This is a genomic window from Microcoleus sp. AR_TQ3_B6 (assembly GCF_036702785.1).
In the GTDB taxonomy this organism is placed as follows: Bacteria; Cyanobacteriota; Cyanobacteriia; order Cyanobacteriales; family Microcoleaceae; genus Microcoleus.
The window spans coordinates 72,798-98,886 of the sequence record NZ_JAUBVJ010000009.1; the positions used below are offsets into that span (position 1 = coordinate 72,798).

Annotated in this window: 26 protein-coding genes, 2 tRNA genes and 1 pseudogene; 4 read left to right on the forward strand and 25 right to left on the reverse strand. The window is 46.3% G+C overall.

What is annotated here, in order from left to right:
• Positions 1-546: 546 nt before the first annotated feature.
• On the forward strand, positions 547-1,893 hold the full coding sequence (locus QUB56_RS06925) for a sorbosone dehydrogenase family protein (RefSeq protein WP_332954328.1): 1,347 nt from the start codon (positions 547-549) through the stop codon (positions 1,891-1,893).
• A 210-nt stretch (positions 1,894-2,103) separates the two neighbouring features.
• Here QUB56_RS06925 and QUB56_RS06930 read toward each other — a convergent pair whose 3' ends face one another.
• The 4 genes from QUB56_RS06930 to QUB56_RS06945 form a co-directional block, all read right to left on the reverse strand.
• Positions 2,104-2,670: a DUF924 family protein gene (locus QUB56_RS06930; RefSeq protein ID WP_332954329.1), complete on the reverse strand. Its 567-nt coding sequence runs from the start codon at positions 2,668-2,670 to the stop codon at positions 2,104-2,106.
• A 143-nt stretch (positions 2,671-2,813) separates the two neighbouring features.
• Positions 2,814-3,299: a peptidoglycan-binding domain-containing protein gene (locus tag QUB56_RS06935; RefSeq protein WP_332954331.1), complete on the reverse strand. Its 486-nt coding sequence runs from the start codon at positions 3,297-3,299 to the stop codon at positions 2,814-2,816.
• A 1-nt stretch (position 3,300) separates the two neighbouring features.
• A complete protein-coding gene (locus QUB56_RS06940; RefSeq protein ID WP_332954332.1) occupies positions 3,301-3,939 on the reverse strand; it encodes a ThiF family adenylyltransferase in 639 nt (212 codons plus the stop codon).
• Between the two features lie 12 nt (positions 3,940-3,951).
• The gene (locus QUB56_RS06945; protein WP_332954334.1) at positions 3,952-4,779 is read right to left on the reverse strand and encodes a hypothetical protein; all 828 of its coding nucleotides are present in this window, start codon (positions 4,777-4,779) and stop codon (positions 3,952-3,954) included.
• 153 nt (positions 4,780-4,932) lie between these two features.
• Between QUB56_RS06945 and QUB56_RS06950 the strand changes: the two genes are divergently transcribed.
• Positions 4,933-5,325, forward strand: a complete 393-nt coding sequence (locus QUB56_RS06950; protein WP_332954335.1) for a DUF4189 domain-containing protein — start codon at positions 4,933-4,935, stop codon at positions 5,323-5,325.
• 135 nt (positions 5,326-5,460) lie between these two features.
• Here QUB56_RS06950 and QUB56_RS06955 read toward each other — a convergent pair whose 3' ends face one another.
• Positions 5,461-5,808, reverse strand: coding sequence for a hypothetical protein (locus QUB56_RS06955; RefSeq protein ID WP_332954336.1), 348 nt, complete (start codon positions 5,806-5,808; stop codon positions 5,461-5,463).
• A 428-nt stretch (positions 5,809-6,236) separates the two neighbouring features.
• Between QUB56_RS06955 and QUB56_RS06960 the strand changes: the two genes are divergently transcribed.
• Positions 6,237-6,491 (forward strand): DUF433 domain-containing protein, encoded by a 255-nt coding sequence (locus tag QUB56_RS06960; RefSeq protein WP_332954338.1) that lies wholly within the window; start codon positions 6,237-6,239, stop codon positions 6,489-6,491.
• An 84-nt stretch (positions 6,492-6,575) separates the two neighbouring features.
• Here QUB56_RS06960 and QUB56_RS06965 read toward each other — a convergent pair whose 3' ends face one another.
• The 8 genes and pseudogenes from QUB56_RS06965 to QUB56_RS07000 form a co-directional block, all read right to left on the reverse strand.
• Positions 6,576-7,190, reverse strand: coding sequence for a Uma2 family endonuclease (locus tag QUB56_RS06965; protein WP_332954340.1), 615 nt, complete (start codon positions 7,188-7,190; stop codon positions 6,576-6,578).
• Between the two features lie 58 nt (positions 7,191-7,248).
• Positions 7,249-7,566 (reverse strand): type II toxin-antitoxin system prevent-host-death family antitoxin, encoded by a 318-nt coding sequence (locus tag QUB56_RS06970; protein ID WP_332954341.1) that lies wholly within the window; start codon positions 7,564-7,566, stop codon positions 7,249-7,251.
• 47 nt (positions 7,567-7,613) lie between these two features.
• Positions 7,614-7,823, reverse strand: a pseudogene (locus QUB56_RS06975) (Txe/YoeB family addiction module toxin); the annotation flags it as partial.
• 179 nt (positions 7,824-8,002) lie between these two features.
• Positions 8,003-9,442 (reverse strand): hypothetical protein, encoded by a 1,440-nt coding sequence (locus QUB56_RS06980; protein ID WP_332954342.1) that lies wholly within the window; start codon positions 9,440-9,442, stop codon positions 8,003-8,005.
• A 482-nt stretch (positions 9,443-9,924) separates the two neighbouring features.
• Positions 9,925-10,386 (reverse strand): hypothetical protein, encoded by a 462-nt coding sequence (locus QUB56_RS06985; RefSeq protein WP_332954344.1) that lies wholly within the window; start codon positions 10,384-10,386, stop codon positions 9,925-9,927.
• 748 nt (positions 10,387-11,134) lie between these two features.
• Positions 11,135-11,335 (reverse strand): hypothetical protein, encoded by a 201-nt coding sequence (locus tag QUB56_RS06990; RefSeq protein ID WP_332954345.1) that lies wholly within the window; start codon positions 11,333-11,335, stop codon positions 11,135-11,137.
• A 174-nt stretch (positions 11,336-11,509) separates the two neighbouring features.
• Positions 11,510-11,659 (reverse strand): radical SAM protein, encoded by a 150-nt coding sequence (locus QUB56_RS06995; RefSeq protein WP_332954346.1) that lies wholly within the window; start codon positions 11,657-11,659, stop codon positions 11,510-11,512.
• Between the two features lie 420 nt (positions 11,660-12,079).
• Complete coding sequence (locus QUB56_RS07000; protein ID WP_332954347.1) at positions 12,080-13,042, reverse strand: GNAT family N-acetyltransferase; 963 nt, start codon at positions 13,040-13,042, stop codon at positions 12,080-12,082.
• 19 nt (positions 13,043-13,061) lie between these two features.
• Between QUB56_RS07000 and QUB56_RS07005 the strand changes: the two genes are divergently transcribed.
• Positions 13,062-13,241, forward strand: a complete 180-nt coding sequence (locus tag QUB56_RS07005; RefSeq protein WP_332954349.1) for a hypothetical protein — start codon at positions 13,062-13,064, stop codon at positions 13,239-13,241.
• A 32-nt stretch (positions 13,242-13,273) separates the two neighbouring features.
• On the opposite strand, the gene QUB56_RS07010 is transcribed toward QUB56_RS07005, so the two are convergent.
• The 12 genes from QUB56_RS07010 to QUB56_RS07065 form a co-directional block, all read right to left on the reverse strand.
• Positions 13,274-13,972 carry a SprT family zinc-dependent metalloprotease gene (locus QUB56_RS07010; RefSeq protein ID WP_332954350.1) on the reverse strand — a complete coding sequence of 233 codons (699 nt, stop codon included), beginning with the start codon at positions 13,970-13,972 and terminating at the stop codon, positions 13,274-13,276.
• On the reverse strand, positions 13,969-17,217 hold the full coding sequence (locus QUB56_RS07015; protein ID WP_332954352.1) for an HsdR family type I site-specific deoxyribonuclease: 3,249 nt from the start codon (positions 17,215-17,217) through the stop codon (positions 13,969-13,971). Before QUB56_RS07015 ends, QUB56_RS07010 begins: the two co-directional genes overlap by 4 nt.
• An 18-nt stretch (positions 17,218-17,235) precedes the next feature.
• A complete protein-coding gene (locus tag QUB56_RS07020) occupies positions 17,236-17,928 on the reverse strand; it encodes a histidine phosphatase family protein (protein ID WP_332954353.1) in 693 nt (230 codons plus the stop codon).
• A 46-nt stretch (positions 17,929-17,974) separates the two neighbouring features.
• A complete protein-coding gene (locus QUB56_RS07025) occupies positions 17,975-19,336 on the reverse strand; it encodes a restriction endonuclease subunit S (protein ID WP_332954355.1) in 1,362 nt (453 codons plus the stop codon).
• Positions 19,329-20,402, reverse strand: a complete 1,074-nt coding sequence (locus QUB56_RS07030) for a hypothetical protein (protein WP_332954356.1) — start codon at positions 20,400-20,402, stop codon at positions 19,329-19,331. The genes QUB56_RS07025 and QUB56_RS07030 overlap by 8 nt, the downstream gene beginning before the upstream one ends.
• Positions 20,402-21,940 (reverse strand): class I SAM-dependent DNA methyltransferase, encoded by a 1,539-nt coding sequence (locus QUB56_RS07035; protein WP_332954357.1) that lies wholly within the window; start codon positions 21,938-21,940, stop codon positions 20,402-20,404. The genes QUB56_RS07030 and QUB56_RS07035 overlap by 1 nt, the downstream gene beginning before the upstream one ends.
• Positions 21,941-22,610: 670 nt before the next feature.
• Positions 22,611-22,684, reverse strand: a tRNA-Lys gene (locus QUB56_RS07040).
• 75 nt (positions 22,685-22,759) lie between these two features.
• The gene (locus QUB56_RS07045) at positions 22,760-23,302 is read right to left on the reverse strand and encodes a Uma2 family endonuclease (protein ID WP_332954359.1); all 543 of its coding nucleotides are present in this window, start codon (positions 23,300-23,302) and stop codon (positions 22,760-22,762) included.
• 319 nt (positions 23,303-23,621) lie between these two features.
• Positions 23,622-24,851 carry an elongation factor Tu gene (tuf, locus tag QUB56_RS07050; RefSeq protein ID WP_332954361.1) on the reverse strand — a complete coding sequence of 410 codons (1,230 nt, stop codon included), beginning with the start codon at positions 24,849-24,851 and terminating at the stop codon, positions 23,622-23,624.
• A 125-nt stretch (positions 24,852-24,976) separates the two neighbouring features.
• Complete coding sequence (locus QUB56_RS07055) at positions 24,977-25,111, reverse strand: hypothetical protein (protein ID WP_332954363.1); 135 nt, start codon at positions 25,109-25,111, stop codon at positions 24,977-24,979.
• 198 nt (positions 25,112-25,309) lie between these two features.
• Positions 25,310-25,381 (reverse strand) — tRNA-Lys (locus tag QUB56_RS07060).
• A 101-nt stretch (positions 25,382-25,482) separates the two neighbouring features.
• Complete coding sequence (locus QUB56_RS07065) at positions 25,483-26,055, reverse strand: dihydrofolate reductase family protein (RefSeq protein WP_332954364.1); 573 nt, start codon at positions 26,053-26,055, stop codon at positions 25,483-25,485.
• Positions 26,056-26,089: the final 34 nt, after the last annotated feature.

The window sequence follows — 26,089 nt, forward strand, 5'->3', positions numbered from 1 at the left end:
TCGATTGAAGATTGAAGATTGGCAATGACTATCAAGCAATTTGGTTCCGGGTTCCCGGATTCAATCCTGGGGTCGCTTTCTTCAATTCTTTAATCTTTAATCTTTAATCTAAAATCTAAAATCGATTTAGTCCCGGACCCCCGGATTCATTCGTGGGGTCGCTTTCTTCAATTCTTTAATCTTTAATCTAAAATCTAAAATCGATTTAGTCCCGAACCCCCGGATTCATTCCTGGGGTCGCTTTCTTCAATTCTTTAATCTTTAATCTAAAATCGATTTAGTCCCGGACCCCCGGATTCATTCCTGGGGTCGCTTTCTTTAATTTGGGGTCGCTTTCTTCAATTCTTTAATCTTTAATCTAAAATCTAAAATCTAAAATCGATTGACTGATGAAGCTCAAGGTTTGGAGCAGGGGCCTATAGTTGCATTCTTTTTTGGCAACTGGTATGAGCAAGCGGAACCAAGTCACCGCGCACGCGGTGGCTTCGCTGTTTAATCGCAGTTAGAATAATAGAATTGTCCAGCAATTGTTGAGAAATCGCTGCTATGTATTACTTGCGTTTCTTGCTGCTAATTCTGCTGTTGCCAGTGATTGGGTGCGATCGAGCTACAGATGCTCGCGCCCCTGCTGTTGGCGACAACGGCCCCCTGTCCCAAATTCCCTCCCCTGCACCGCTGGTAAATGTTGGGACAAATCAAATTGTACCGACCAAACCGCTTTCGCCGCAGCCAATCCGCATTGTTGCAGCTTCTTTGCCGCAGCCAGGAGCCAGCGAAAGCGCCTCAAAACCTCCTCAAGTAATACCGATTCCCGCATCGCCTGTGCTGCGAGTGCCTCCTGGTTTTGTCGTTAACGTTTTTGCTGACAATTTAGACGCCCCCCGATGGCTGGCTTTGACGCCGACAGGCGATGTTTTGGTAACAGAAACCCGGCAGAATCGGATTACACTGTTGCGGGATGCCAACGGCGACGGGGTTGCTGAGGTTCGCAAGACTTTTGCAAGTGCCCAAAACCGGTTAAATATTCCCTTTGGCATGGCTTTTGCCGAGCGCTATTTTTTCCTCGGAAATACCGCTGAAGTCCGCCGATTTCCCTACACAAAAGGGCAGGAACAATTAACTGGTACTGGTCAAAAGATTGCCGATTTACCGGGCGGTGGCTACAACCAACACTGGACGCGAAATGTTGTCGCTTCCCCCGACAATAGCAAGATTTTCGTATCAGTTGGATCGCAGTCTAATGCAGATGTCGAACCGCTGCCGAGGGCGTCTGTTCAAGTGATGAATTTGGACGGCCAGAACAAGCAAATTTTTGCTTCGGGTTTGCGAAATCCGGTGGGATTGGATTTTCACCCAAAAACCAATCAACTCTACACGACAGTCAACGAACGCGACGGTTTGGGTGATGATTTGGTGCCGGATTACTTGACAAGAATTCGTCAAGGCGAGTTTTACGGCTGGCCTTACGCTTATTTTAAGCCGAATTTGCTCGACCCGCGCCACTCCAGAAATGGCAATAGCGATCGACCTGATTTAGTGGCTAAAACATTAATGCCAGACGTGCTGTTTCAGGCGCATTCGGCGGCTTTGGGGCTTCAGTTTTACGACGGCAAAACGTTTCCCAAAAGATTCCTGAACGGGGCGTTTGTGGCGTTTCGCGGCAGTTGGAACCGCAACGCTGGAACTGGTTATAAAATCGTGTTTGTACCTTTTAATGCGGCGAACGGACGCCCTCAAGGTTATTATGAGGATTTTCTGACTGGTTTTCTCACAGATCCGTCGGGCCCGAAAACTTGGGGGCGGCCGGTTGGTTTGCTGGTTTTACCTGACGGGAGTTTGCTGTTTACTGAGGAAGCGAATAACCGGATTTATCGGGTGCAGTATCGCGGCTGACGGTTGGGCGCTTGATAAATTCTTCACCCTCCTATACTTTTTGTTGAATCGGCAATTTATCTTGTTTTTTAATTTCACTATTCAATTTTGAGAGTCGCTGGGTTGGGGCGGGTTTTGTACAGAGATTGTCTGCTGTTGGTTCTGGTTGCTGGCTAAAACCGCCTCTACAAGCCTCGAATATGTCAGAACGATCGAGGTTTTGCGCGCCCTTTAAAATTCCGAACCGGGTTGTTTGAGAAACTCGGCTTCTTCGGGGGTTGTTTCGCGTCCGAGAATTTGATTGCGGTGCGGAAATCTCCCAAAACGCTGGATTATTTCTAAATGCTTCATCGCGTATTCAATGACTGAATCGCTGTCTGTATCGCCGCTGAGTTGACGAAATAGTTCAACAGATTTTTGCTGGTGTTCTAAGTTTTCGCTGTGTTCAAAAGGCAGATAAATAAACCATTTTTGTACAGTCAGCAATTCGCGCTCGAAGTTATTGTTAACAGCGTATTCGGCGGTGGCTAAGGCTTTGCTGTCTGTGGCGAATGCTTGGGGCGTCCCGCGAAACATATTGCGCGGAAATTGATCGAGCAGTAGTATTAATGCTAGGCAGTTGTCGGGGGAATCTTGCCATGAGTCGAGTTGACCGGAGGCGGCTAGTTCGTATTGCTGCATAAAGCGCGATCGCACTTCTGCATCAAACTCCGCATTTTTTTCAAACCACTTCTTTTGGACTTTGCCATACTCAGGAGAGTGCGATCGACCAAACCAAAAATCTAAAACTTCATTCATTAGCAATCCAGTATGCGATTGATTGTTGATTAAAGCTTTTGTGTCTGTAGTTGCACAAAATGCGCTATCTGCGCAACTACAAACCGCAGCGATTAATGATTCGCAATGATGACTTAGGAACTTTTGTTGTCCGGTGCTTAAATTTACGAACTAGCAAACAGTCTGTCCCAAGTTTCGCCTCCCACAACTCCGTCTACATGAAGGTGAGCTTGCCGCTGAAATCTTTTCACTGCATCTAGGGTTGTCGGGCCGAACACTCCATCAATTACGATCGGTTCGGGGCACAAACCCCGGGCGTTCAACACCTTTTGCAGTCTCTTAACATCTTCTCCTCTCGAGCCGTGTTTTAAAATCCTTTTATGGTGTCTCACTTGTGGTCGATGGCAATCATCAGTGTGGCAAGCTGAGCCGCCCGCTGCATAGTTGGCTCCACTTGTGCCCGTCAAAACTAATAGACCGAGAATTGCTAGTAAATAATAAAAAGTCTGTGTTCCGGCCATACTTTCCCTGTGAATTTTCTCAAGCGTTTTTTGCAAGTTTGACGATTGTTTGAGGGTGAGAAACCGGGTTTCTGGGATGGGGGCATCCAATCTTGATTGACCGGGTTTCTGGCAACAGTCAACCGACATTTTACAATATAAGTGGCTTTACTGCAAAATCTCCGATCGTGCAAGTTAAATTTTGTTGCTCTTTGGTAGCAGCAAAGGTAACAATTACTTCGCAGGCAACTGCAACTGTCAGGATTACCAAGTTTCGCGCCAGCGGGTAATCGCAAACGTCATCATTCGCCGCTGAAGGAACCCGATAGTGTTGGTTCCAAATTATTTCCGAGTAATCGGCAGCTAATCCGACGTGCACGCAGGGAAGGGAGGCGCTCGCACAGTAATCCTTGACTGCTTGCCGCCCGACACTGTTATCAAAAGTATCGATGACTGTGGCGCTGACAGCAAGCAGCCGATCGGCATTGGCGGGGGTCAATTCTTTTGAGTGCGCGTCAATGCTGACCCCCAAAGCGCGGTAGAGGTTGTTGGCGAGAATTTTGGCTTTGAATGCGCCGATGTCCGATCGATAATAGGGTTGAGTGGAAAGGTTGCGTTCCTCGATGCGATCGCGATCGATGACTTTTAAATGGCAAAAGCCCGATCGCGCCAGACTTTCTGTAATATTGGCACCCAAAGCCCCCGCGCCGCACACCGTTACCGGGAAATTTTTTATCAGCGACATCACTGCGGCACTTCTGTAAAGTTGTTCGTGAAAAAATATGCTCATGGTAATCAAGAATTATCGATTTTCGACTACTCCAACCAATGAATGCAAGTCGAAGTCTTTGTCCAATCCGCTGAGACAAATGCCGGCACTCAAAACTGTCAAGTCATTTTTGGCGATCGCAGAAGTGTGATGTTCTCCACTCCCGCTAGTCCATTCAACCAGCCAATAATTTTGGCGATCGCAAAAATCCCGCAATTCACCGCCGCCCATTTTTAGCGCCCGCTGCAAGCGCTGTCGGTCCCGCACTTTCGGATCGAAACCTTTAATATTTCGGGACACTAATTCGTAAACAGTCTGCATTTCCGGCGTCATCCCTTTAAAGCGAACTTCTTGAGGCAAAATCAACTTTTTCAAAGCTGCTTTCAATTCCTCAGACGGCCGCGGATCGGCGCGCCTGTCAATCTCTTCAAACCACAAACAATGACCGTCCCACCGGGCAACAATCTGCTCAAACTTCGAGCCTTCTGTTACTAAATGAACTGGTAGGGGTTTCGCAACACCAGTGCGCTGTTTAGCGTCAGATTCGTTAACAGGATAAGCCAGCCAAGTTTGCCCTTGCAGCAGGCAGGCCAAGTGCAAGCGAACGGGTACGAGCAGTTGCAAATACTCGGCCACTTGCGGCAAACTCGGCTCCTCAATTACCGCAGCAATTTTCTCATTAATCGGCCTAAAAATCGCCCACCCTTCAAAGTTTCGCGGCTGCGGTTGAAAAGTATAAACCATTGAGCTAACCCGTATCCGCACCCTTCCCCCGCGCACGCACGGAGCCAGGAATTGAGTATCGAGTAGCTGCCCTTCTTCTGCCGCAAGTTGGCTGAGAATTTTGCGAATATCTGTCACTGAATAGACCTCCGTAATTTTACTCTTTTTTACAGAACGCACTTTTAATTTAAGCAATCCTAAAGATTTGTAAACCCTCTTGACACGAATCAATCTCCTAATATAATATTGAGCGAGCATTAAAATTTAACCTTGTAAATATCTCAAGTAAATATGCTGCCAAAGCTCTTTTCTAAGTTGGTTGTAGTGACAGCTCTGACACTTCCTATTTTCGGCTCGGCCCAGGTAGCTAAAGCTCAAAACACCTATGGAGCTACTGCTTATTCTCCGACTTCTGACGCCACTGGTATTAGTTGGGATCATGCTACAGAGAAAGAAGCGCTAAACGCAGCAGTAGCGGCTTGTAATGAGCAAAGCGGAGGTGCTAACGATTGCGAACCGCTGACCTCTAATAGCAATAATTGTGGAGCGATCGCAGTAGGCAAAGGAGGAGCAGGTGCGGGCTGGGGTGAGGATAAACCAGCAGCAGAAGCTCAAGCTCTCGCCGGTTGCAGCGAACTTGAAGGAGGCCAATGTAAAGTCCAGCTTTCCGCTTGCAACAAGTAATTAAACTGATAAAAATCGGTCGGAGCGGTGTATATTTGGGCTCGTAAAATAGCTGAGAAAATAGTAAATGTAGGGTGCGCCAGGCGCACCTTACAAACTACACGCGACCTAAAAGTTGGGTGCGCAAGGCACACCTTACAGTGAATCTCCTACTTCGGAAGTAACTGCATCAGGTGGCAGCAAACTTTCTAATCTATCTTTAGACCAGTATTCCGTAGGATAAGCGAGTGCAATAATATCAGAGAGTCTAATCAGCCACGTAACTTGTCCGTAAGCATCGATATTTTCCGCCTGTTCGTGAGGGGAAACTATCACCAAAAGTTCCACAAACTCCCCGAACAAATTAATCGGGATGCCGCCGAAACTGCTATTATTTGTTTTAATCCAAACTTTACTGCCTCGATCGAGAGCTTCTTGGAGTCGCTGGCATAGCAAACTGGATTTTTTGACCTGGGATTTTTTGGCTTTAGACTTTTTTCCCATAGTTTTAAGAAGTTTAAGTAATTCCACAGTGGGTTACACAGTGGGTTGCACAGTGGGTTGAGATTTAGTGCGATCCTCTTCGAGGGCTTCGCTAACGCAGTTGGGTATTGAAACGGAGAAAAGCAAAAAGGGCGATCGCGCCGTCGCTACCCCATCACTCTACTCTATAAGAAAGTGCTGTACTGCGATCGTAATAACAATTTAATCCCAAATCGGGAAATGACACCAGTTCAATAAAAATGCGACTCTAGCCAAGCTTCAAACCCTTAAGTCATCAGTGATTCCCAATCTAAAATCTCAAATCTCAAATCTCAAATGGTATCACCTGCGGTGGCACTGTTGGAGAGTCAGTCAACGCGCCCCGTGTTTATACTGTGCCCAAATGCAGTATAATCGGCGGAATCTTCCCAAATCGTTTAAGTAAAACAATGGACTGGCGAAAGCTCATTCATCCAAACCCGAAAGCTTCCACAAGTCAACCTGCAGCGCCAGAAACTCGATTGTCTGTAGAATTCTTGCTGGGGTTCTTTGCTGCGGGATGGACCGAACAGCAGGTGTTAGAGAAATATCCCGCACTGACTTCGGAAAAGTTGCGCGCTGCTTTAGCTGCTGCGGATTCTCAGTTAGTGTCATCCATCGCTAATCCAGAGTTACTAGAAATTATCGCTCAAACGAAAGAATAATTGAAAATAGGTAAAAAGTTGTCGCTTGAGGATATTGAGGGAGATATTTGGGAGTAAACAGCGATATTAAATCTCAACTTCCCCCTAATTTTCTCTAACTCTTTCCCGAAACTCCAACACCGCCTCAAGGGGGTCGGGGCGTTGTACATACTCTGCAATCAGTGATAAATTCAAATTCGGCAACAACTCGCTTTGCTGCATTTTTTCATATTCCTCTCCCCGAAGATGATAAACCTCAAAGCGACGATTTTTCCAGAACCAAACCTCTCTGATTCCGAGCTTTTTGTAAACTGCTAACTTGTCCAGGCCGCCACTGCTGAGTACAACCTCGATCGCTAAATCAGGAAATTCTTTTTCAGTACCGATACAATAGCACTCATCCGGTTCTGTACCGCCCTTTTTGGCTTGAATGCGGAAGGTAGTTGAACCCAATCCCCAAAACCGAGTCCGTGTTTCTTGAAAATACGCTTCTAGCAGCATCCCAATATTGGTTTTATCTCGATCGTGACGGCGACTTGGGGACATAATTTCTAGCACTTCATCTAAATAAGTAACCCGATACCAAGGACTATCTCCGAGTTGAGTCAGTAGTTGTTCATACTGTTGCCAACTTACCCCGCTGGTAATAAATCTTTCCACGGGATCTTCGGTGAAAATCTCTAAATCGGTTGCTAAATCTTTGATTAATATTGAAGTCACCAACTGCTCCTCCCAAGTTTAGAGTCTAGTAGAAGATTGTGATTCTGTCATCAATGGTTTAACTGGCGATCGCTACCTCATTTTCAGTATCATCCTCTTCATTAATGCCAAATTTTTTGCAAATTTCATCGAGTGTCTGAGGTTGAATGACTCTTGCTTTAGCTCTTTTTAATGCTGTAAACAAACGAGTTGCATTGGCAGGCGACCTCAGCAAATAAAGCGTTTCTAGCAAACTTTCTAATTCTGCCTCAGAAATCAAAACCGCATTTTTGCCGTTAGGTCTAGTAATAACTATTACTTCCCCAGTTTCAACAGCGCGCTCGCAGAGATTTTTAAAATTTGCTTCTGCTTCAGTGTATGTAATCTCAGTTGACATAAAATTATAACTCCGACTAACTTAATGACTCAACTTTTATCACTTTACTAATAGTGATAGCGCGCTTTCAGAAAATCAATACGGTTCTCACTTACTAAATAAACAATACGATGTTCTTTATTCAAGCGACGCGACCACGCGCCAGAAAACTCGTATTTCAAGGGTTCCGGCTTGCCAATGCCTTCAAACGGATCTCGCAGAATTTCTCTGACCATTTTGATTAAGCGTAACGCCATCTTGCGGTCAGTTTGTACCCAATATTCTAGGTCTTATAAAAACTCAGGCTGAAAAACGGCCTGACGTTCTACGCGATCGCTCTCACCCTCAGCACTCATCTGGCAAACCCTGAATCATTTTTTCAGTTTTATGCTCCCTGCTATAAAAAATAAGGTGAGCATTGCCCGCGAGCTTAACTCACGAGCCATGCCCCATTATATCACTTATCATCCCTCACAGGCAGCGACGTGTCGAGAATTTCCATCAACAATTCCAGCCGCGAAGGACGGCTCAACATCGGCACTAAATTCGGCAAGGAGTAATAATCACCCGCAAACGTAAAGGTTTCCACCGATACTTGTTTGTCCTTCAATTGCTTCTGGACATATTGGCACCAAGAACCAACTCGCACAATCACAACATCAGGATTTACCCCCAAACTGCGGCAGTAATTCTGATAAGCATCTGCAAAATAAGGTGCAGCGTTTTCGCCTTCATCTGTTACCAGAATGAATTGCTCGACAACCTGCTTTTTAATTCGCATTGCTTCCACCGCGCAACCGCAACTTGTGCCGCCGCCAGCGCGAATGTGCTTGAAAGCGCCTTCCCAGTCTGTCAATTCGCTGCCGTTTGCTTGGACTGGATACGGCATGGTGTCAAAGGCATAAACGAACAGTGCAGCCTCGGAAATGCCGGAAATCAAAGCAGCGAGACGCTTCCCGACTTCGATCGCACTTTCCATACTTCCCGACTTGTCAATCAACAAACCGGTTGCTTTCGCAATCTTGCCGCCCTTCTTCACCTGTTCGTTTGTCACCGCTTCCAGCTTCGCCGCCGTTGCTGCGTCGAAGTTCGCGCCCGCGCCCGCAACACTTGCTTTGTAAGCAGAAACCCGATCGCACTTTGCCGCTTCATCCAGCTTCGAGTCAATCAACTGCTTGACTTCCGCGTGATCCATCGCGCCGCGCGACTGAATCGATTTCAAATTGTTGATGACTTCCTGCGGCGACATCGAGTTAATCAGCGCCGCCAAAACCGTTGGCGTTAGCTGTTTGATCGCACCAACTGCGATCGTATACGGAATCTTGTACTCCACAATCAAATTCGCCTGTTCCGCAGGTGTCGCCGCCTTCGCCAACTGCTTCAAAACGAATGCCAGAGAGTCTTCTGGCGGATTGTCTTTGAAGAGAATAGCGTTAGCGCGATCGCTCGGCTTGACGTGCAGCGTTGCGTACAAATGCTTCATCGCCTTGCGGTTGCGGATGGCGGCGCGATCGAAAAACTGTGCATTCTTTTCCCGCGATTTCAGATAGCGAGTGACAGCAGTGCGCGCGCTGCGGGGCACCTTATTCTGGTGCTGCTTCATAAAGTCCACAATCCGCGAAACCTCGTAGGGAGGGAACTCTTGCAGCATCATAAAACCGGCATCTCGGTGTTCCGTCAGCGCCGAAGTCAGCAAATTTCCGGCAAAAACTTCCTTGTGATCGCGCACGTCGCCGTGGCGTTGATACCACACTGCTAAATGACCGTAAAATATTGGGTCTAATTCGATAATTAACTTGTGAATTTCTGCCACCTTTTCCAGTTGACGGTGAGGAGTGGTGAGCAGACTGTTGAGCATTTCCAAACGCAAATCGCGTTCTGCTGCATTCATATTCATTGGTGCTACCTCCCATTTGGATTTTCGATTTTGGATTTTCGATTTTGGATTGTCAGGAATATCCAAAAATCAGGGGGTGGCAGTTGTTGCACGCTTGGCAATGAATGTAATAGTCACCGCGCAAGTTTAGCGAGCTTTTTTTTTATAACCTAGATAAGGTTGGTATGTAAGCTCTCCGAATTGGGGCGCGGCAACAACTGCTATTTTCAATTATTTCTGGGAAACTTGTTCTAAGTCGATCGCTCTCTTGTCTGGTTCCACCCACTTAATCCGAGCTTCCCAGGACATTTCGATTTTGGATTTTCGATTTTGGATTTTGGATTGTCAGGAATATCCTAAAATCAGCGGCTGGCAGTTGTGGTACACTTGGCCAGGGATGTAATAGTCACCGCGCAAGTTTGGTGAGCTTTTTTTTTCTAACCTGGATAGGGTTTGTATGTAAGCTCTCCGAATTGGGGCGCGGCAATAACTGCTATTTTCAATTATTTCTGGGAAACTTGTTCTAAGTCGATCGCTCTCTTGTCTGGTTCAACCCAATTAATCCGAGCTTCCCAAGACATCAGGCGCTCGCGCGTGTAATAGCGAAAGGGTAAAGTGCGATCGGCATATTTGGCAATCAAACCGTTAGCCAAATGTACGATCGAGCGATTTTGGCTTTCATCGGCGAGATACCGGCGAATAGTTCGCACCCAAAACAGCGTTAGTGTTTCGTGATACCCGCTGTTTGTTGTGGTTTCAATTCCTTGAACCGAGTTGTAACGTTTAATGCCATTGCGAATCGCATTTATCGCTTCTTGTTCCGAGTCATAAAACAGATACCACAGAGCAACGGTTAAATGTGCTTCGTGAGTCCATTGACTTCGCGGCAAGCTGCATTCTTGGAAGGCATGAATCAGACTGTCTATCTCCTTGGGCGAGCGGTAAATTATAGTTGTATTTTTCATAATTTAATTCTCCTCACCACTTTTACATCTAATATTTATAAATATGAGATGTTCCGCGCAAGTTAGCAAAGCGTTTTGACAGCCCGACCGCTCTACCCCTGAGCTACAGTCCCTTAAGCGGGACTGGCAGGATTTGAACCTGCGACCAATCGATTGAATTGTGTGTATGCGCTTCATCTGTTAGGGCGCGGAACAGATTTTTTTTTAAACAAAACCGGAGAATAATTTTACTTTTTCTTTCTCTTACCTCGGTAAATAATTATTTCCTTAGAGTAGTGAAATACACTTCGCGCAAGTCAAGAAAGCCGTTGTTCATACGCAGGAGTTGAACCCGCGACCTTTTCCTTTAGAGGGAATTGCTCTACCAATGAGCTAGTATGTAAGCTTCCTCAGTTAGGGCGCGAAGTGTTTTTTTACTTTAAAAAATGCTGGTTTTGGCGGCGCACAAGTCAGAGAAGCTATTTTTAAAACCCCTCTCCAAGAGGCGGAGAGGGCAGGAGTCGAACCTACTATTCGATCGCTCGAATGTTACCAGTTTGTAAGCTTCTTTAGTTGGGGTGCGCCTCCGACAACTGATGATTTTTTTATCCCGCGCAAGTTTGAAAAGCTTTTGACAATTTCTAGCGTGTTTGCCATTCCACCATAAAGACCGAAGCCTTCAGCGGGACTCGAACCCGCAATCTTTTCAGAACTAGAACCCCAATGTGTGTAGGCTTCTCGAATTAGGACGCGGAATAAAAGTTAATTCTTAGCCGTAAACGGCTTCTGGGCGGACAATTAAATCACCGCTGGGACGGCGATCGAGCACGTAAGAGTCGAAGCGATCGCCCTTGACATCAAAATGATTTGCCAGACGTTCCTGAATAGCCTTGTCGCTCATTCCTGCCCAGATGCCCAGTTGGTCTTCTGCCAGATCGTAGGAACGTCCTTCAAAACGAATGTGAACCATTACCGATACCTCCTAGAGCAATTTTGGATTTTGGATTAGTAGCTTATCTGCTCTCGACTTTGGCTTTTTGTGAGACTTTGCAAATTGCCAGCATCGGTAAAGATTCACGAAATCTGACAATTTTTACTGAAATAAACGCCGTCCTAAGTGATAAGCTTCTTTGATTGTGCGGATTTACTCAGCCTTTTTAATTGCTTCGACTTGGGCAGAACTTTTCTGTGCTGCATCCGCATTAAATTCGTTTAAATTAGACTGATTCGGTACAATCTCTGGCTCGGATGGAGTCGGTTTGTAGCCGAACACTGTGGTGTACAGTAACAACATGACAATTCAGTCTCTGTTACAAGACTTTCAAATTGATGTTCCTTGGAATTTCGATATATATTCAGTTTTCAAGGTTCAGAAGCGGTAGGAAAAATACAGGTTTTTGCTTGTCCTGTGCTTTCCATACTTTTATACTACATACGTAATACAAGGTTGTCAAGGGGGTCGGAAAAGTTTTTTGGTTTTTGGCCCAAACCAGCTTGGAAAGGTCAACTGCGGTGCAGGCACGCGGCACTGCGCGTACAATCCGGGGTAGGCACGGGGGCACTACTCCTACAATCCGGGGCCGGCGGGCACTGCCCCTACAAATTCTCTCCTTACTAGGCAGAACCTAGTAACGCATACCCAGAATTCTCTCGTTACTAGGCAGAGCCTAGTAACGCATACCCAGAGGCTCTGCCTCTTCAATTTGGATATCGATCAAACATCCTTAACATAAGAAATGCTGTCGCGAATATTGTGGAAGCCAGCAGACTCGTAAAGACGCAATGCACCTGAGGAATTTTCAGCATCGACGCCGAGAATAGCAGTAGCTACACCGGCAGCTTTCAGTCGATGCAAACCAGCCAGCAACATCGCTCGTCCCAATCCCATTTTGCGGAAGCCGCGCCGAGTGCCGAGACAAGCAATCCAGCCTTCATTGCGCCCGGTACGATCGCACTCTTGCACACTAATCTCGCAGCAACAAAAACTGACAAATGTGCCGTCATCAGCAACAGCAATCAAGTCTAAATCATTTCTGTAATCGGGTTTAGCTAACTCGTGCTTAAATTTATCCACCGTTAAATCGTGATGATTCCAGTGATCGATAAACGACTGGTTGAACATTTCTACCCAAGCTGCCGCATCCTGTTCGCCGGGGAACTGACGCAGGGCAAAACCTTCGGGAAAGTGCGGTTCTGGGATCGGTTCAGAGAGCGATCGCGCCATTCGGCAAAAATAGCGAGCGACCTTAAAACCGCAACTTGCCAGCACAGAAATGCGATCGCAATCCTCAGCGCGAGCGTAGGTTCGCAGCTTCACGCGCCCGCCCCGCATCGCAGACACCTCGCGCATCCGCACTTCACCCCAGGCGATCGCGGCTGCTTCCACATCGCCGGATCGCGCGTCGGGGTGGACGCGAAACCACAGCCAACCGTCAATTACTTCCCCAGGCTCAGAAATCGACAACTGAGCAAAGCCGATTAATTTTCCCTCCGCATCTTCCCAAAGGCGGATATCGCGGGCTACATCTAGGGACGGTGCGTTAAATTCTTGTTGTAGTTCCAAGATGGAAGTGCCTTCATCGAGCCGATCGACTTCTTCGCAAGTATTGATTAAATCGGCGATCGCATCTAAATCGCGATCGCCCCCATAGCACCGCCCTGAGAGATTTGCCATCATAGCTAATCACCATTCCCTGTTGTTATTCAGTTTAAAAATAGCTTGGGCGATCGCACTTTTATCGATCGACTCGGCCCAATGGTCGATCGGCATTAAAAATCCGACAACACAAACACCCCGACGCATCGAACCGCTACAGCAGTTGACTGGAGTCTTGAATTATCGCTTGCCAAATTATTTGTCTGCTGGCTGCAAATAAACAGAAAAATCGCCTCTACTTTTCCCCCATCGCTAAAGGTCATAATTCACCCCATTCTGGGCTAACCAGCGCTTACGTTTGTCGAAATCTGGCAAAATCTGCTCGACTTTATTCCAAAACGCATGATGGTGGTGCGGTTCAATCAAATGCACCATTTCGTGAATCACGAGATACTCGATCGTCACTCGCGGTAGCATCGCCACTCGCCAATGAAAATATAAATCTCCCTTGTGCCCGCAGGAACCCCAGCGATAGCCTAAATCTCGGACTTGCACGCAACGGGGAGAAGCTTCGAGGCGTGAAACAACAGCAGCAATTTGTGTATCTAAAATCGACGAAAGGCGATCGCCATACCATCGAATAAAAGCTTCTCTCCCCTGCGCCAGGGCTTCTCGCTGCAATTCAAAACGACTTTGATACAATCTCAAAGGAGGCTTTCCCTCCACGCCATCCACCAGTTTGAGGCTGTAGCGGCGTCCCAGATAGTAAAAGCCTTCCCCGGAAACGTATTCTTTAGCAGTGGTGGGAGGATTGAGAGATTCTTTCTCGATTAATTTACTGTGAATCCACAAGCGCTTCTCGTTGACGACTTTTTCTAATGTTTCAATTGGCACTTGTGGGGGAGTTGACAGAATTAATTGACCGTCCCGTTCGACGGTGATGCCAATGGTGCGACGTTTGGCACTGTGGCGTAATTCAAAGGAAAGGTCGCCAAAGGTTACAGTTGTCATAAGATGAGGCGAGATCGATTTTTACGGGCAAGTTGTACCAGTTTATCGGCTACTAATCCTATTTGGTCATAATTTACTGCATCACGCTCGTCTAAATAACCTGCTATCCATCTTATTAAATCTTCTTGAACTACAGGACGCTCCCAATTTACTCGCCGAAATTCTTGCCGAATATGGTTGACAATTTCGACAGTTATTGCTACAATTTCTGTGAGTTCTTTGTCTGAATGTTCGCGTAAAATATTCAGAAATGGCTGTTCAGTTTTGGGGTCTAGTCCTGTTTCATTTGTCTGGCAGCCTGTTTTGATTTCTTGGATGTATTCCCGCAATACTTCGACTTGTTCTTGCCAGTTTTCGGCGAGAGATAGGAGGATTTCTTGCAGTTTATCGCTCAATTTTTCATAATAAACAGGGTCTTCATCATAGTGGATACTAATGTGGTGGCGGGCGGCGAATTCCATTTCGGCTGCTTGGGCTTTAATTGACCGATGCCGCTGGACGTGGGTTTCAAACTCCAGAGACATAATATCAATAGGTGGAACTTTGGGGTCGATTCCTTGGGATTCAATATATTGGTCTATTAATGCCCGGACTTTTTCTTTGGCGCTGACAATGTTTAGCTTTTCGTCTCGATAAAGGTCAGCGACGGATTTTTTAATTAAACCGAGTTTTTTGGCATCTTTGACAAAGTTATAAGGATAACGGGATTCCGGACGGGGTAAAATTGTGTCTAAGGTGTCGAGAAAGTCGTTAAAATAATTATTGAATTTGACTCTAAGGCTCTCGTCTCTCAGCAAATCTACACAATCATCTACATCGTCGATAGTGCAACCGTTTTCGGTAAATAAATCCATCAATTTCTGGTGTTGATCTCGCAATCTCGGCAACTCTTCCCGGATATCAAACCAAGCGGCTTCTGTATCTACTTTATCGTAAATTTCCAAAGCTTTTGGTAGATTTACCCCGTAGTAATCTACAACTAAGCCATATTTTTTGGTATCATCATAAACGCGGTTAACGCGGGCGCTCGCTTGCAGTAATTCATACTCTTTCATTCCCCTGTCTAAATATAAAACTTGTTCCAAAGGTGCATCAAACCCCGTCAGCAGCATACTTTTAACAATTAAAATGGCTAAACTATCTTGGGCTAACGGCTTTTTAAATTTCTCAATATTTGCGTCTTGTTGGCTTTTACCAGTCCATTCTTTCCAGTTGGGAAGGTCATTTTTATCGGCAGAGATAACGGCGGCGAATTCTAGGCAGCGGATAGTTTCTAAGTGCGGTAAGGCTTGGACGAGGAAGCGAGTTTCTGGATCGAGGTTTTCTAGGGTTTCTGGGTCGAAACTTTGCAGGATGGGGGCGCGATTTTCCAGTTGTTGCACCAGTTCGTTTTGTGCTTCTATAAATGCCTCTTGGTAACGGACGGCGGCGAGGCGAGTTGAGGCGACAACTTGGGCTTTAAAACCTCCGGGCAGGATGCACTCGCAATAATGGCGCAGCATATTTTTTGCTTTAGCTTTAATCAGTTCTCGCGCTTCGCAGACTTGGGTTTTGGTGGCGTATTTGGCTTTTATTTGCGCCAGTTCTTCGGGGTTTTTATCCTGAAATACGAGTTCAAAGAGTTTATCTAAATCCTCGCCTTGGGTGACTGCACCTCTGGCTTCTAATCCTTCATAAATAATTGGTAAGGTAACTTTATCTTCTTGGGATTGGCGGATGTTGTATTGGTCGATAAAATCACCAAAAATTTGCTCGGTCGTTTTCTTGGCAGATTGGACGATCGGAGTGCCAGTAAAACCAATTCGCGCACAGTTGGGTAAGGCTGTCAAGAGGTTGGTGTGGAGGGTGCTGGCGTGCGATCGGTGGGCTTCATCAATTAGCACTAAAATATCTTCAGAAAGATTGAGATTTTTCGGCATTAGCTCGATTTTCTCTTCTTCTTCCGAGTCTTCGCCGCCTTGGAATTTTTGAATCATTCCGAATACTAAATCTGCACCCGGTTGTTTAAGATGTTTTTCTAATTGTTTGACTCTTTTGGCTCTTTTTGGCTTTTCTCCTGTGAGGGTAGCAGTATCAGAAAGTTGTTTTTCGAGGTCGGTGCGATCGGTCACGATGACTATTTTAAAGCGGCGCAGTTCGGGAATGGTGCGGAGTTTCCGAACTAGGTAAACCATTGTCAGGCTTTTACCCGAACCTTGGGTATGCCAAATAATACCGCCTCGTTGGTCGTCTGTGCCGTGTTGTTGGCGAGTTTGGTTGTGCAGAAGTCGCTGAAGTGCTTCGTGGACTGCGCGATATTGTTGGTAACGGGGGATAACTTTAATGGTGCGTCCGCTGCTGGTTTTAAAGAGGGTGAAGTTTCGCAGGATGTCGAGGAGGTTGGCGGGGTGCAGCATTCCGGCAATTAGGGTTTGGCGGGAGTTGAGATGATCCCCCCCAGCCCCCCTTAATAAGGGGGGAGAATCGGAAGCCCCGCTTGGTAAGGCAGGAGAAGCGGGAGAATCAGAAGCCCCCCTTGGTAAGGGGGGTTGGGGGGATCTCACATCTTTCCACTCAATATAATGTTCGTAGTTTGCACCGATCGCACCTGCAAATGCTCGTTCCTTGGAAGCGGCGATCGTTAGTTGGTTGTAATAAAATAGCTTTTCTGCGCCTTCGGGTTGGCTAGCACCTCTTTGGTTGGAATATTTTAAAAGATCGCCTATTGCTGCGGTGATGGGATTATCCAGCTTGGGGCTTTTGCACTCGATAACGACGAGGGGAATCCCGTTAACAAATAGCACGATGTCGGGGACGATAAAACCTCCGCCGCCTACTGCCCAAGGGGGGTTTACTCGATATTGGTTGATGACTAAAAACTCGTTACGGTGAAGATGTTCGCGGTCAAATTCGATAAAGTTAACGGTGACATCTTTGCCCTCTGGCCCTTCTACAACGGTGCCTTTGAGTAATAATTCTGTGGCGGCTTGGTTGGCTTCCATTAGTCTCGGGGAAGCGAGGCGTTCTAATTGGCTGGCTGCGGCGTTGACTTGGGTTTCGTCCAGCCATTCGTTGCCGTTTTCGTCTAGGTTGATGCGTTTGATGGCGGCTTTGAGGCGGTTAATTATCAGGACTTGCTTGAAATTCTCGCGATCGCTAACTTGGGGGTTGTCCCAACTGCCTTCGATGTACTGCCAACCCATGCCGATAAGTTCGTCAATGGTTGGCTTTTCAGAGTGGATATATTCTGGTGTTGGTTGGGACATTGTTCCAGTAAAGGTAGGTTACGAGGGTTGATCGCCTGCATCCGAAGCCACAGTTGCATCGGGTGCTACCGATTCTAGCTGTGGTGGCAGATGATTGGTAATAAAGGAACTCCAGTGAGGTATCCCATCTGAATCAAATTCCATCTGTAAAATAGACGCATTCGGTACTGGAAAGCCTCGGGAAAATCCCAAAAGCCGAGTCATCGCAACGGCATCAATTACCCTTGGGTTAGCCAAAATCTGCCACAGCATTGCTTTGATAAAAAATCCATGTGAAAAGACAACAACAAAACCGGATTGTTGTTGTAACTGGTTCAGGGTAGTTCGGACTCGTTCCATCAGTTGAACCAACGATTCGGCGTTGGTTCCATCGACATAATTAGGATCGCAGCGGTCCCAGTAAGCTTTGCTCAAAGGTTTGCGATCCTGGGTTGTGGTTGGTTGGTCGAACTGTTGGCCCAGATACGTAAATTCCTGAACTTGCCAAACCTCGACGGGTGTATGTGGAAATTTTTCAATCAATGGTTGAGCAGTGAGTTGTGTTCTGAGATAAGGTGAAATCACAATCAAGTCGGGAGTTTGCTTAACGGCGGTTGGAATACATGAGGATTGTCTGTAGCCCAATTCACTTAAGCCATTTTCATGGGGCCCAATAGTTGCCACTCCTGCATTTGATTGACTTTGACCATGACGAATAAGCCAGATAGACACGGTTTGATATTCCCTCTCATTTAATGGGTGAAAATCCCAGGACTAGCTAAACTGTATCACTTGCAGGGGTGAATTTATCGACATCTTTGACCCGCACTTTTCCGGTTAGCAAGTCGTGCATCAGTCCTTTTTTCTGGAGTTTGATCTTGTCGCGGTAGGCTTCTTCTTTCCGGATGCGGGTGTCATGGGTGTCGATGAACTTCGCAATAGCTTGTTGTTCCAATGGTGGAGGAAGAGCAATTAATAACTCTCGTAAGTCAGCTAGATTCAATAATGATTGGGTACTTCCAAAGGTAGTAGCTGCAATAGCTTCTTGTACTATATGTGATTGCAAGTAATGAAAAACGAACCGTGATGAATTTATCAGAGAAATTGGAATACGTGCCAAGTTTCTATGCAAGTTAGCACCAGTTAGCGAATCAGGAATTTGAGCGATTTTACCAATAGTACCGACTAAAGACATGACAATTTCACCACCGCCGAGTCGAGTTCGTGCATATTGAGCATCAAGCCCCTTGCTAATTCGGTGCAGGTTTAAAGGTTCAATTTCCCCGTGAATAACGTCTTGTATTTGAAGTAGAGGAATACCGCCAGAAACATACTCTCCTGGCTTTAATACACCATAAGTAATTGAATCTGATGAATCTGTTAAAGCCTTTAAAGGGCGAACATCCCAATCTTTCGGAATTCGTCCTAGTGGTGAGTCTTTGAACTGTTCGGGGTGCCCGATCGCATCCCTCAATTCCCCATTCTCATCTAACCCCCGTGTCAGCAAGTCGTGCAGCAGTCCAGCCTTAATCTGCTTGAGCTTGGCGATGAGAGAGGAGGTATGTGCGATCGTTTGATCTACCGTATCCAAAATGTCAGCAATGCGCTGCTGCTCATATATCGATGGCAGTGGTACACAGAGACTAATTATGTCCTGAGAGCTAAAGCTTGCTTGGTTAATTGCAGGCTTTACTGTTGCACTTATTTGTCTCTGGAAAAGACTGTGGCTGAATAGGTAAAAAGTAAATCGGGGTACAACAAGGTTTTTATCCAGCGACAAAGCAAAATTATTAAACCCTACCGTCGTTGTTTCATGTAAAGAATCAATAAAACTTACTTTTCCTATCTGTGCAGCACTGTTTACACAATTGATAATTACATCTCCTGGGCTGAGAAGGCTATCCAAAAGCTCGGGTTTTATATCTAAATGCTTACAAACTGCCCAATCAATTTCCCCAGATTCACTAATATTATCGCTAGTTAGGTAGCGTACACCAACTCCATCGTTATTTACAGCAAGTGAAGGACCACGCTTAATTTTTCTGACAATTTTAGATAAGGAAAATACATCCCAATCCTTCGGAATTCTCCCAACAGGCGAATCCTTAAACTCCTCAGTCTTAACCAAAGTCTCACGCATACCCTAACCCACTCAAAAACTCATTCAACTGCTGACGCGCCGCATCCCGTTCCGATTCAATATCCTGCAACGTCACCCGATACTTATCCCACCAATTCTCTACCGCCACAATAACCTGCTGACGGTGAGCCGAGACATATCGCTCCAACTCAGCAATTAAGCCATCCTTGAAAATCCCCAACACCAACCCCTGACAGTCTTCATCCGTCAACGCCGCACGCGCCGCTTCCAAACGCTTCACCAACTCATTCTTCAGCCTCCTCAGCCTCCCCTTCGCTTCATTCAATTGCTTTTTAATTTCCTTATAGGGTTCCAGTTGTTTCTCAATCTCGGCAATTTCCGCTTCCATCGGCTCAACCGTCGCCGCAAGTTCTGCGATTTTATCCGCATTCAACAACGGCGAATTCTTCCTTAAATCCTTAATTTCCTTCTTCGGCTCCTTAATCGAATTTTTCAGAGTCTTGAGCCTTGTCTCCAACTCCTTAGCAAAATTAACCGCCTCCGCCTCCTCATCGCTGGCTTCTCCCTCTTGGGCCTCGGCCTCTTCCCCCCCTTCAAACGCTTCTTTTTGCTGTTCTAACTCCGCAATTCTCGCCTCAGCCTCAGCAATTTCCTCCAGATAGTCCGGCATCAACCGCACCACCAGCTTATGATTGAGCGGGTCGAACTTCGTCTGATTTTTCTGCGTCTCATCATCCTGTTCTAAAGCATCCCGAATCGTATCCACCCAACTATCAACCAACCCGCCAAAATCCGATTCTGACAGCGTTCTGAGTTCATACTTCACCTCATCCCACCAACTCGCCACCACACCCGCCACCTTAAAGCGGTCAAGTAAACCCACAGGTTCCAGGCTATCAACAAACGAATGCAAAAACTCCCCTCGCAGTTCCATCACCTTCTTCGTTTTCGGCAACTCGCCCAAATCTGGTGCATGAAGTTGCCACCAAGCAGCAAAAACACTATAAAGCTTACCTTCTTGTTGTTGAACGCCAGCATCAGATTCAATAAAATTTTTAATCTGCCCTCTTTCCGTAATAGAGGCAATAAAATCTAAATAATCCATTAACAACGCTCCACTAAAATTCTAGTTGGATCGAATCCATGCGCCTCCAACAATGGACGCTTTGCCTCTACCTCAACTTTCGGAATTCCTCCCAATAAATGAGCTTTCACATCCTGCGGTTCCGGCGGTGGCGCATTGTCCGCATAGCGGCGAATATTGCAGTTATAATCATTGTCTGCTAATTCCTGCTTTGTCACCACAGCCGAATAACCCGGTAAAGCCTGAAAATTTTCAAACACCCAGGTAATCTTTTCAATATGTTCGGGGCGCAAATAATTCTGAGCGCGACCTGCATAATATTCCGCATCGGCATTAATAAATAATACCTGATTTTTACGTTCCGCAGGTTTCGCTGCTTTACTCCCCCGCATCACCAAAATACAAGCCGGAATCCCCGTCCCATAAAATAAATTTGGCGGCAAACCTATCACCGCTTCTAAATGGTCATTGTTAATCAAACTTTCCCGAATTTTCTTTTCTTCACCCCCCCGAAACAGCACCCCATGAGGCATTACCGTCGCCATCAGCCCATTATCTTTTAGCACCGCCATCATGTGCTGAGCAAACATTAAATCTGCTTTTTTCCCCGTCTCAGGACAAAACCCATGGGTAAACCTTCCCCTAAATGCCATCCCTTCACTGGTATAATTTTGGGAAAAAGGCGGATTGCTAATTACTCGGTCAAACCGCATGAGTTCCCCGCCTTCAATATGTAAGGGATTAAATAGGGTATCATCATTCTGAATATCCGCGTCCCGAATCCCGTGCAGCAGCATATTAATCGTACAAATTGCCCACACGCCGCCGTTATAGTCCTGCCCGTAAAGGGCTAAATTTCTGCCATCGCCGCCGCACTCTTCAATATATTGCTTTGCCTGAATTAATATCCCCCCCGAACCACAACAAGGGTCATAAACAGACATCCCTGCTTGTGGTTTCATCAGCCGCACCATCAACTGCACGACTTCACGCGGCGTATAAAATTCGCCCCCTTTCTTCCCCGCCGAATCAGCAAAGTCTTTAATCAAATACTCGTAGGCAGCGCCCAATAAATCGGGAAATACTAAATCTTCATTTCGCAACCGATACTTACTAAAATGTTTAATTAGTTCGCGGAGTTTGGCATCAGGAATTCTACTTTTACCAACTTGACGGTTAAAGTCAATATGATTCAATACTCCTGCTAAAGCTTGGTTATTCTCTTCCAGCCCTGCCAAAGCCTTATTTAGCCCATCAGCTACTTTTTGATGTAGTTCATCGCGAATATAAACCCACCGTGCTTTTTCCGGTACAAAAAAAGCCTCTTGGTAACTCATGGGATTTTCCGCCCTCAGTTTCGCATCTTCCGGCGTGCGTCCCCGTGCCAGATTGTCTTGTAGAATTTGGTCATAACCTTGCTCAAACACATCCGAAGCGCGTTTGAGGAATAGCATCCCAAAAATATACTCTTTGAACTCCGAAGCATCCATATTGCCCCGCAGGATATCGGCGGCGGCAAACAGATGTCGTTCAAGTTGCGGCAGAGTTAGCTTACCCATAAAAATATACTTAATATTAAGAAAAAAATATTCCTGAGAAATACGATCGCACCTAATACCAATTTTTTATGAGGCCCCGTAGAATCCGATCCCCCCTAGCCCCCCTTAATAAGGGGGGGACAAGAGCCCGATCGACAGTCCCCCTTAATAAGGGGGGGACAAGAGCCCGATCGACAGTCCCCCTTCTTAAGGGGGATTTAGGGGGATCGAGATATGTGCAACTTCACATTAAATTGGTATAACTCACCAGCTTACTAGCTAGCCCTTGATGAATCCGATCTAACCAGACAGGAATTACAGGCTGACGAGATTTTAAGGATGCGTTCGCGAAGCGTGCCGGAGGCATATCGCACTCTCCAAATCAAACTCTACCAGTTGGAGCGATCGCTATGAAGGAATCCCAAACATCAACCGCCCCAGCCAAACCCAATTTGTAAATTCCGGTTCCTTCCCCCTCAGCCGTTGCCGCCTCCGAAGCGCCGCCTCAAAACTCAACCCCACAGACAGACAAGACTCGATCGCAGCCAATGCCGCCCAATCAGACCGAGAGTAATAAACACTGGGCCCGGTACCCGTCCCGGTAATCGCAGAACAATCCCCTTCTCTCGCCAATACTGCAACTGGCCAAGGGTGCAGCCTGTAATATCAGCCGCCTGCTTGCTGGGAAAAATGGGAGTAGAAGGACTCGAACCTTCGACCTTGAGATTAAGAGTCACCTGCTCTAACCAACTGAGCTATACTCCCGCATTTAAGCTAGGATAACACAACCGTTCTGAAAACTCAACTATTTTTGTAAAAATTTGTGGCGATCGATCCCAATCACCCGAAAAGTCTCTCAACGGATACGCGAATGTCGGGAAATGCCAGCGGTATAACCGTTCCCGCCTCGATCTTTTGCTTTGTAGCGTACTCGCCATTTTGAGGATAGCGAAACACGATCATTTGCTTAGCAGATAAATTTAAAACCCAATATTCTTGAATTTCGGCCGATGCATAAATGGCGGCTTTCAACTCTAAATCCTTCTTCAAGCTAGTTTGAGCAACTTCTACAATCCAAAAGATATCTTGAGGTTCCGGATGGCGATCGTTGTAAGCAGACTCCGGCAATCGCACGATCGCAATATCTGGTTCTGGTTCAGAGTCTGATAGCGTAATCGGCCCGTTGAAGCGGACATCAGCTTTACCAGCGAGTAGTTCTTCGAGGTATTTAGTACCTCGTTTGGTTGTGTTGTAATGAATTGGGGTTTCTGGACTCATCTGGCAAACTTCACCGGCTAGCAACTCCACACGGCGATCGCGTAGAATCCCTGCTTCAATCATGCGGTGATAGTCGCCCACAGACCATTTAGCTAGCGTTTTCATTGCAGAATTGACGCATTTTCTTAAAAGAACAACTTTATTTTACACTATCGCCCTTATTCAATACCTAATTAAAATGCGATCGCCCTGATTCCACATTTGATTTAAGCGCGATCGACCTCAACTACCTCCCCAGAGTTGTGCAAAACCTGCGGCAGACCATCCAACCAAATCTGAGACTTGGCCATCTCCAATCTCGACAATTCCCTTGACTCCATCTTGGCCTTCTACTGCATCCACACAGAAAAATTTGCTGTGAATAAATGAATGAGTAAGGTGGACTTTTGCCCACCCTACTGATTCTAATTGGTTCCGAAAGCGTCTACTTCAGAATTCGGGAGACCACACCGGCGCCCACAGTGCGATTGCCTTCGCGGATGGCAAAACGCATATTTTGTTCGATCGCGATCGGCTGCAACAACTTCACAGTCATATTAACCCGATCCCCCGGCATTACCATGTCGATCGAACTCCCGCCATCAGCCGTAAAAGATGCGATCGTACCTGTAACATCCGTTGTCCGCACGAAGAATTGAGGGCGATATCCCGCCAAGAAAGGAGTCCGGCGGCCGCCTTCTTTTTCCGACAACACGTAAACCTCAGAATCGAATTCAGTGTGAGGTTGAATTGAACCGGGTTTAGCAAGTACCATCCCCCGCTCAATTTCGTCTTTTTGGATGCCGCGAAGCAACAAACCGACATTATCTCCAGCCATTCCTTCATCCAGAATTTGCTGGAACATTTCAACACCGATAACAGTTATCGTGCGAGTGTTGTGGATTCCCACCAATTCCACAGTGTCGCCGACTTTGATTTTACCCCGCTCGATTTTGCCCGTGGCGACAGTTCCCCGACCTTTGATCGAGAACACATCTTCCACAGCCATCAGAAAAGGTTTGTCAATATCGCGATCGGGCGTAGAAATCCAGTCATCTACCGCATCCATCAAATCGTAAATGCCATCAACCCACTCATCCTCGCCGCGGTGTATTTTCGGATTAGCAGTCATCTTTTCCAGCGCTTTCAGTGCCGAACCTGCGACAATTGGAATATCATCGCCCGGGAAACCGTAAGAACTGAGAAGTTCGCGAATTTCTAACTCGACCAACTCCAAAATTTCCGCATCCTCCACCATATCTTTCTTATTCAAAAAGACAACCAGCTTCGGCACTCCCACTTGCCGCGCTAACAAGATATGTTCGCGAGTTTGAGGCATTGAACCATCTGCAGCGGACACGACGAGGATTGCACCATCCATTTGAGCGGCACCCACGATCATGTTTTTCACGTAATCAGCGTGACCCGGACAATCAACGTGAGCATAATGGCGATCGCCTGTTTCATACTCAACGTGAGCCGTATTAATCGTGATTCCCCGCTGTTTTTCTTCCGGTGCAGCATCGATTTCATCGTACTTTTTCGCCTTGGCCCGACCCTGGGCAGCCAGTGTCATTGTAATCGCCGCTGTTAGGGTTGTTTTGCCGTGGTCTACGTGACCGATTGTACCGACATTGACGTGGGGTTTGTTCCGTTCAAATTTGGTGCGTGACATTACATTTTATTCTCCTCTAAGTGTTGTTTTTGGTTTCTAATCATGAGTTTTTAGTCCTTAGCCTGTTATTGATGACTAATGATTGATGACTAATGATTAAAAAGGAAAGTGGAGGAGTCGAACCTCTACAGTTTTGGCTGTACGCTGGTATTCCAAACCAGTTGCTGTCCACACAGCCGCACTTTCCAATTTTTGGACTTTTTAACCGCAGATAATTGCAGATGACGCTGATGAACGCAGATAAATGCAGCAGATTCCATGCAACAATATGCCCTTTAATCTCAAATCTCAAATCGATGTTTGGGAATTTTTAACCGCAGATAATTGCAGATGACGCTGATGAACGCAGATAAATGCAGCAGATTCCGTGCAAGAATATGCCCTTCTATCTTAAGTCTAAAATCTCACAGCTCTCCCTCAATCTAAAATCTAAAATCTAAAATCTAAAATCGATTCAGTGGGTGGTATAGGAGTTGAACCTATCTGATACCGGTTAAAAGCCGGGTGCATAACCGCTTTGCTAACCACCCTGAAAATTTTAGCGTTTGGGTAATTCCTAAAAAATCATTTTGTAGTAAATACTTCACTCCTTTTTTGCTGGCGGCAATTGCAACGGATAAAGTCCCGATTGCTAATGCTTCAGTCGATAATGAAGCAACATGAAACCGTTGCTATAGATTTTGCGATCGGCAAGTTCCAAATTTGTCGGATCGAGTGCACGGGAAAAAAGAGGAATTCCCGATCCGATAACTAGCGGATTCAACTTGACAATCATCTCGTCAATCTCAGAAAAAAGAGTGGCCGCTAAAGTGCCACCACCGCACAGCCAGATGTCTTTACCCGTTTCTTTTTTCAATTCCTTAACCAATGCGACAGGATTGTCCGAAACAAGTTCAATATTCTCATCGGGACTGGCTTTCATAGTGCGCGAAAAGACATACTGCTTCAAGGTAGGATAAGGATTAGTTACACCAACATTTAGCCCTCCCTCATAGGTTTTCCGTCCCATTAAAACCGCATCAAACTGCTTGTTCTCTGCACGAATGCCTCGGGCTTCCTGAAAGTGAGCAGGAAAAGTCTCAGGAAAGGACTCGAACAAATCAGCGAAATGCTCCCCTTGCATAGGAAAACAATCAAATGAGCCATCTTCGCGAGCAATAAACCCGTCAACGGTGCAAGCAACGTAATATTTTAGTTTTCTCATATTTCACCTTTTTTATTAAGTTGTTTGGTTACTG

Bases quoted from the DNA above. Each gene is read 5' to 3' on its own strand.
- tuf (WP_332954361.1), bottom strand. From the start codon at position 24,851: ATGTCACGCACCAAATTTGAACGGAACAAACCCCACGTCAATGTCGGT.
- QUB56_RS06985 (WP_332954344.1), bottom strand. From the start codon at position 10,386: ATGAAAAATACAACTATAATTTACCGCTCGCCCAAGGAGATAGACAGT.
- QUB56_RS06990 (WP_332954345.1), bottom strand. From the start codon at position 11,335: ATGGTTCACATTCGTTTTGAAGGACGTTCCTACGATCTGGCAGAAGAC.
- QUB56_RS07045 (WP_332954359.1), bottom strand. From the start codon at position 23,302: ATGAAAACGCTAGCTAAATGGTCTGTGGGCGACTATCACCGCATGATT.
- QUB56_RS06955 (WP_332954336.1), bottom strand. From the start codon at position 5,808: ATGGGAAAAAAGTCTAAAGCCAAAAAATCCCAGGTCAAAAAATCCAGT.
- QUB56_RS06960 (WP_332954338.1), top strand. From the start codon at position 6,237: ATGGACTGGCGAAAGCTCATTCATCCAAACCCGAAAGCTTCCACAAGT.
- QUB56_RS07035 (WP_332954357.1), bottom strand. From the start codon at position 21,940: ATGGGTAAGCTAACTCTGCCGCAACTTGAACGACATCTGTTTGCCGCC.
- QUB56_RS06930 (WP_332954329.1), bottom strand. From the start codon at position 2,670: ATGAATGAAGTTTTAGATTTTTGGTTTGGTCGATCGCACTCTCCTGAG.
- QUB56_RS06925 (WP_332954328.1), top strand. From the start codon at position 547: ATGTATTACTTGCGTTTCTTGCTGCTAATTCTGCTGTTGCCAGTGATT.
- QUB56_RS06995 (WP_332954346.1), bottom strand. From the start codon at position 11,659: ATGTTGTTACTGTACACCACAGTGTTCGGCTACAAACCGACTCCATCC.
- QUB56_RS06935 (WP_332954331.1), bottom strand. From the start codon at position 3,299: ATGTCGGTTGACTGTTGCCAGAAACCCGGTCAATCAAGATTGGATGCC.
- QUB56_RS06940 (WP_332954332.1), bottom strand. From the start codon at position 3,939: ATGAGCATATTTTTTCACGAACAACTTTACAGAAGTGCCGCAGTGATG.
- QUB56_RS07065 (WP_332954364.1), bottom strand. From the start codon at position 26,055: ATGAGAAAACTAAAATATTACGTTGCTTGCACCGTTGACGGGTTTATT.
- QUB56_RS06970 (WP_332954341.1), bottom strand. From the start codon at position 7,566: ATGTCAACTGAGATTACATACACTGAAGCAGAAGCAAATTTTAAAAAT.
- QUB56_RS07010 (WP_332954350.1), bottom strand. From the start codon at position 13,972: ATGACAACTGTAACCTTTGGCGACCTTTCCTTTGAATTACGCCACAGT.
- QUB56_RS07015 (WP_332954352.1), bottom strand. From the start codon at position 17,217: ATGTCCCAACCAACACCAGAATATATCCACTCTGAAAAGCCAACCATT.
- QUB56_RS07000 (WP_332954347.1), bottom strand. From the start codon at position 13,042: ATGATGGCAAATCTCTCAGGGCGGTGCTATGGGGGCGATCGCGATTTA.
- QUB56_RS07025 (WP_332954355.1), bottom strand. From the start codon at position 19,336: ATGCGTGAGACTTTGGTTAAGACTGAGGAGTTTAAGGATTCGCCTGTT.
- QUB56_RS07030 (WP_332954356.1), bottom strand. From the start codon at position 20,402: ATGGATTATTTAGATTTTATTGCCTCTATTACGGAAAGAGGGCAGATT.
- QUB56_RS06950 (WP_332954335.1), top strand. From the start codon at position 4,933: ATGCTGCCAAAGCTCTTTTCTAAGTTGGTTGTAGTGACAGCTCTGACA.
- QUB56_RS06980 (WP_332954342.1), bottom strand. From the start codon at position 9,442: ATGAATATGAATGCAGCAGAACGCGATTTGCGTTTGGAAATGCTCAAC.
- QUB56_RS07055 (WP_332954363.1), bottom strand. From the start codon at position 25,111: ATGGAATCTGCTGCATTTATCTGCGTTCATCAGCGTCATCTGCAATTA.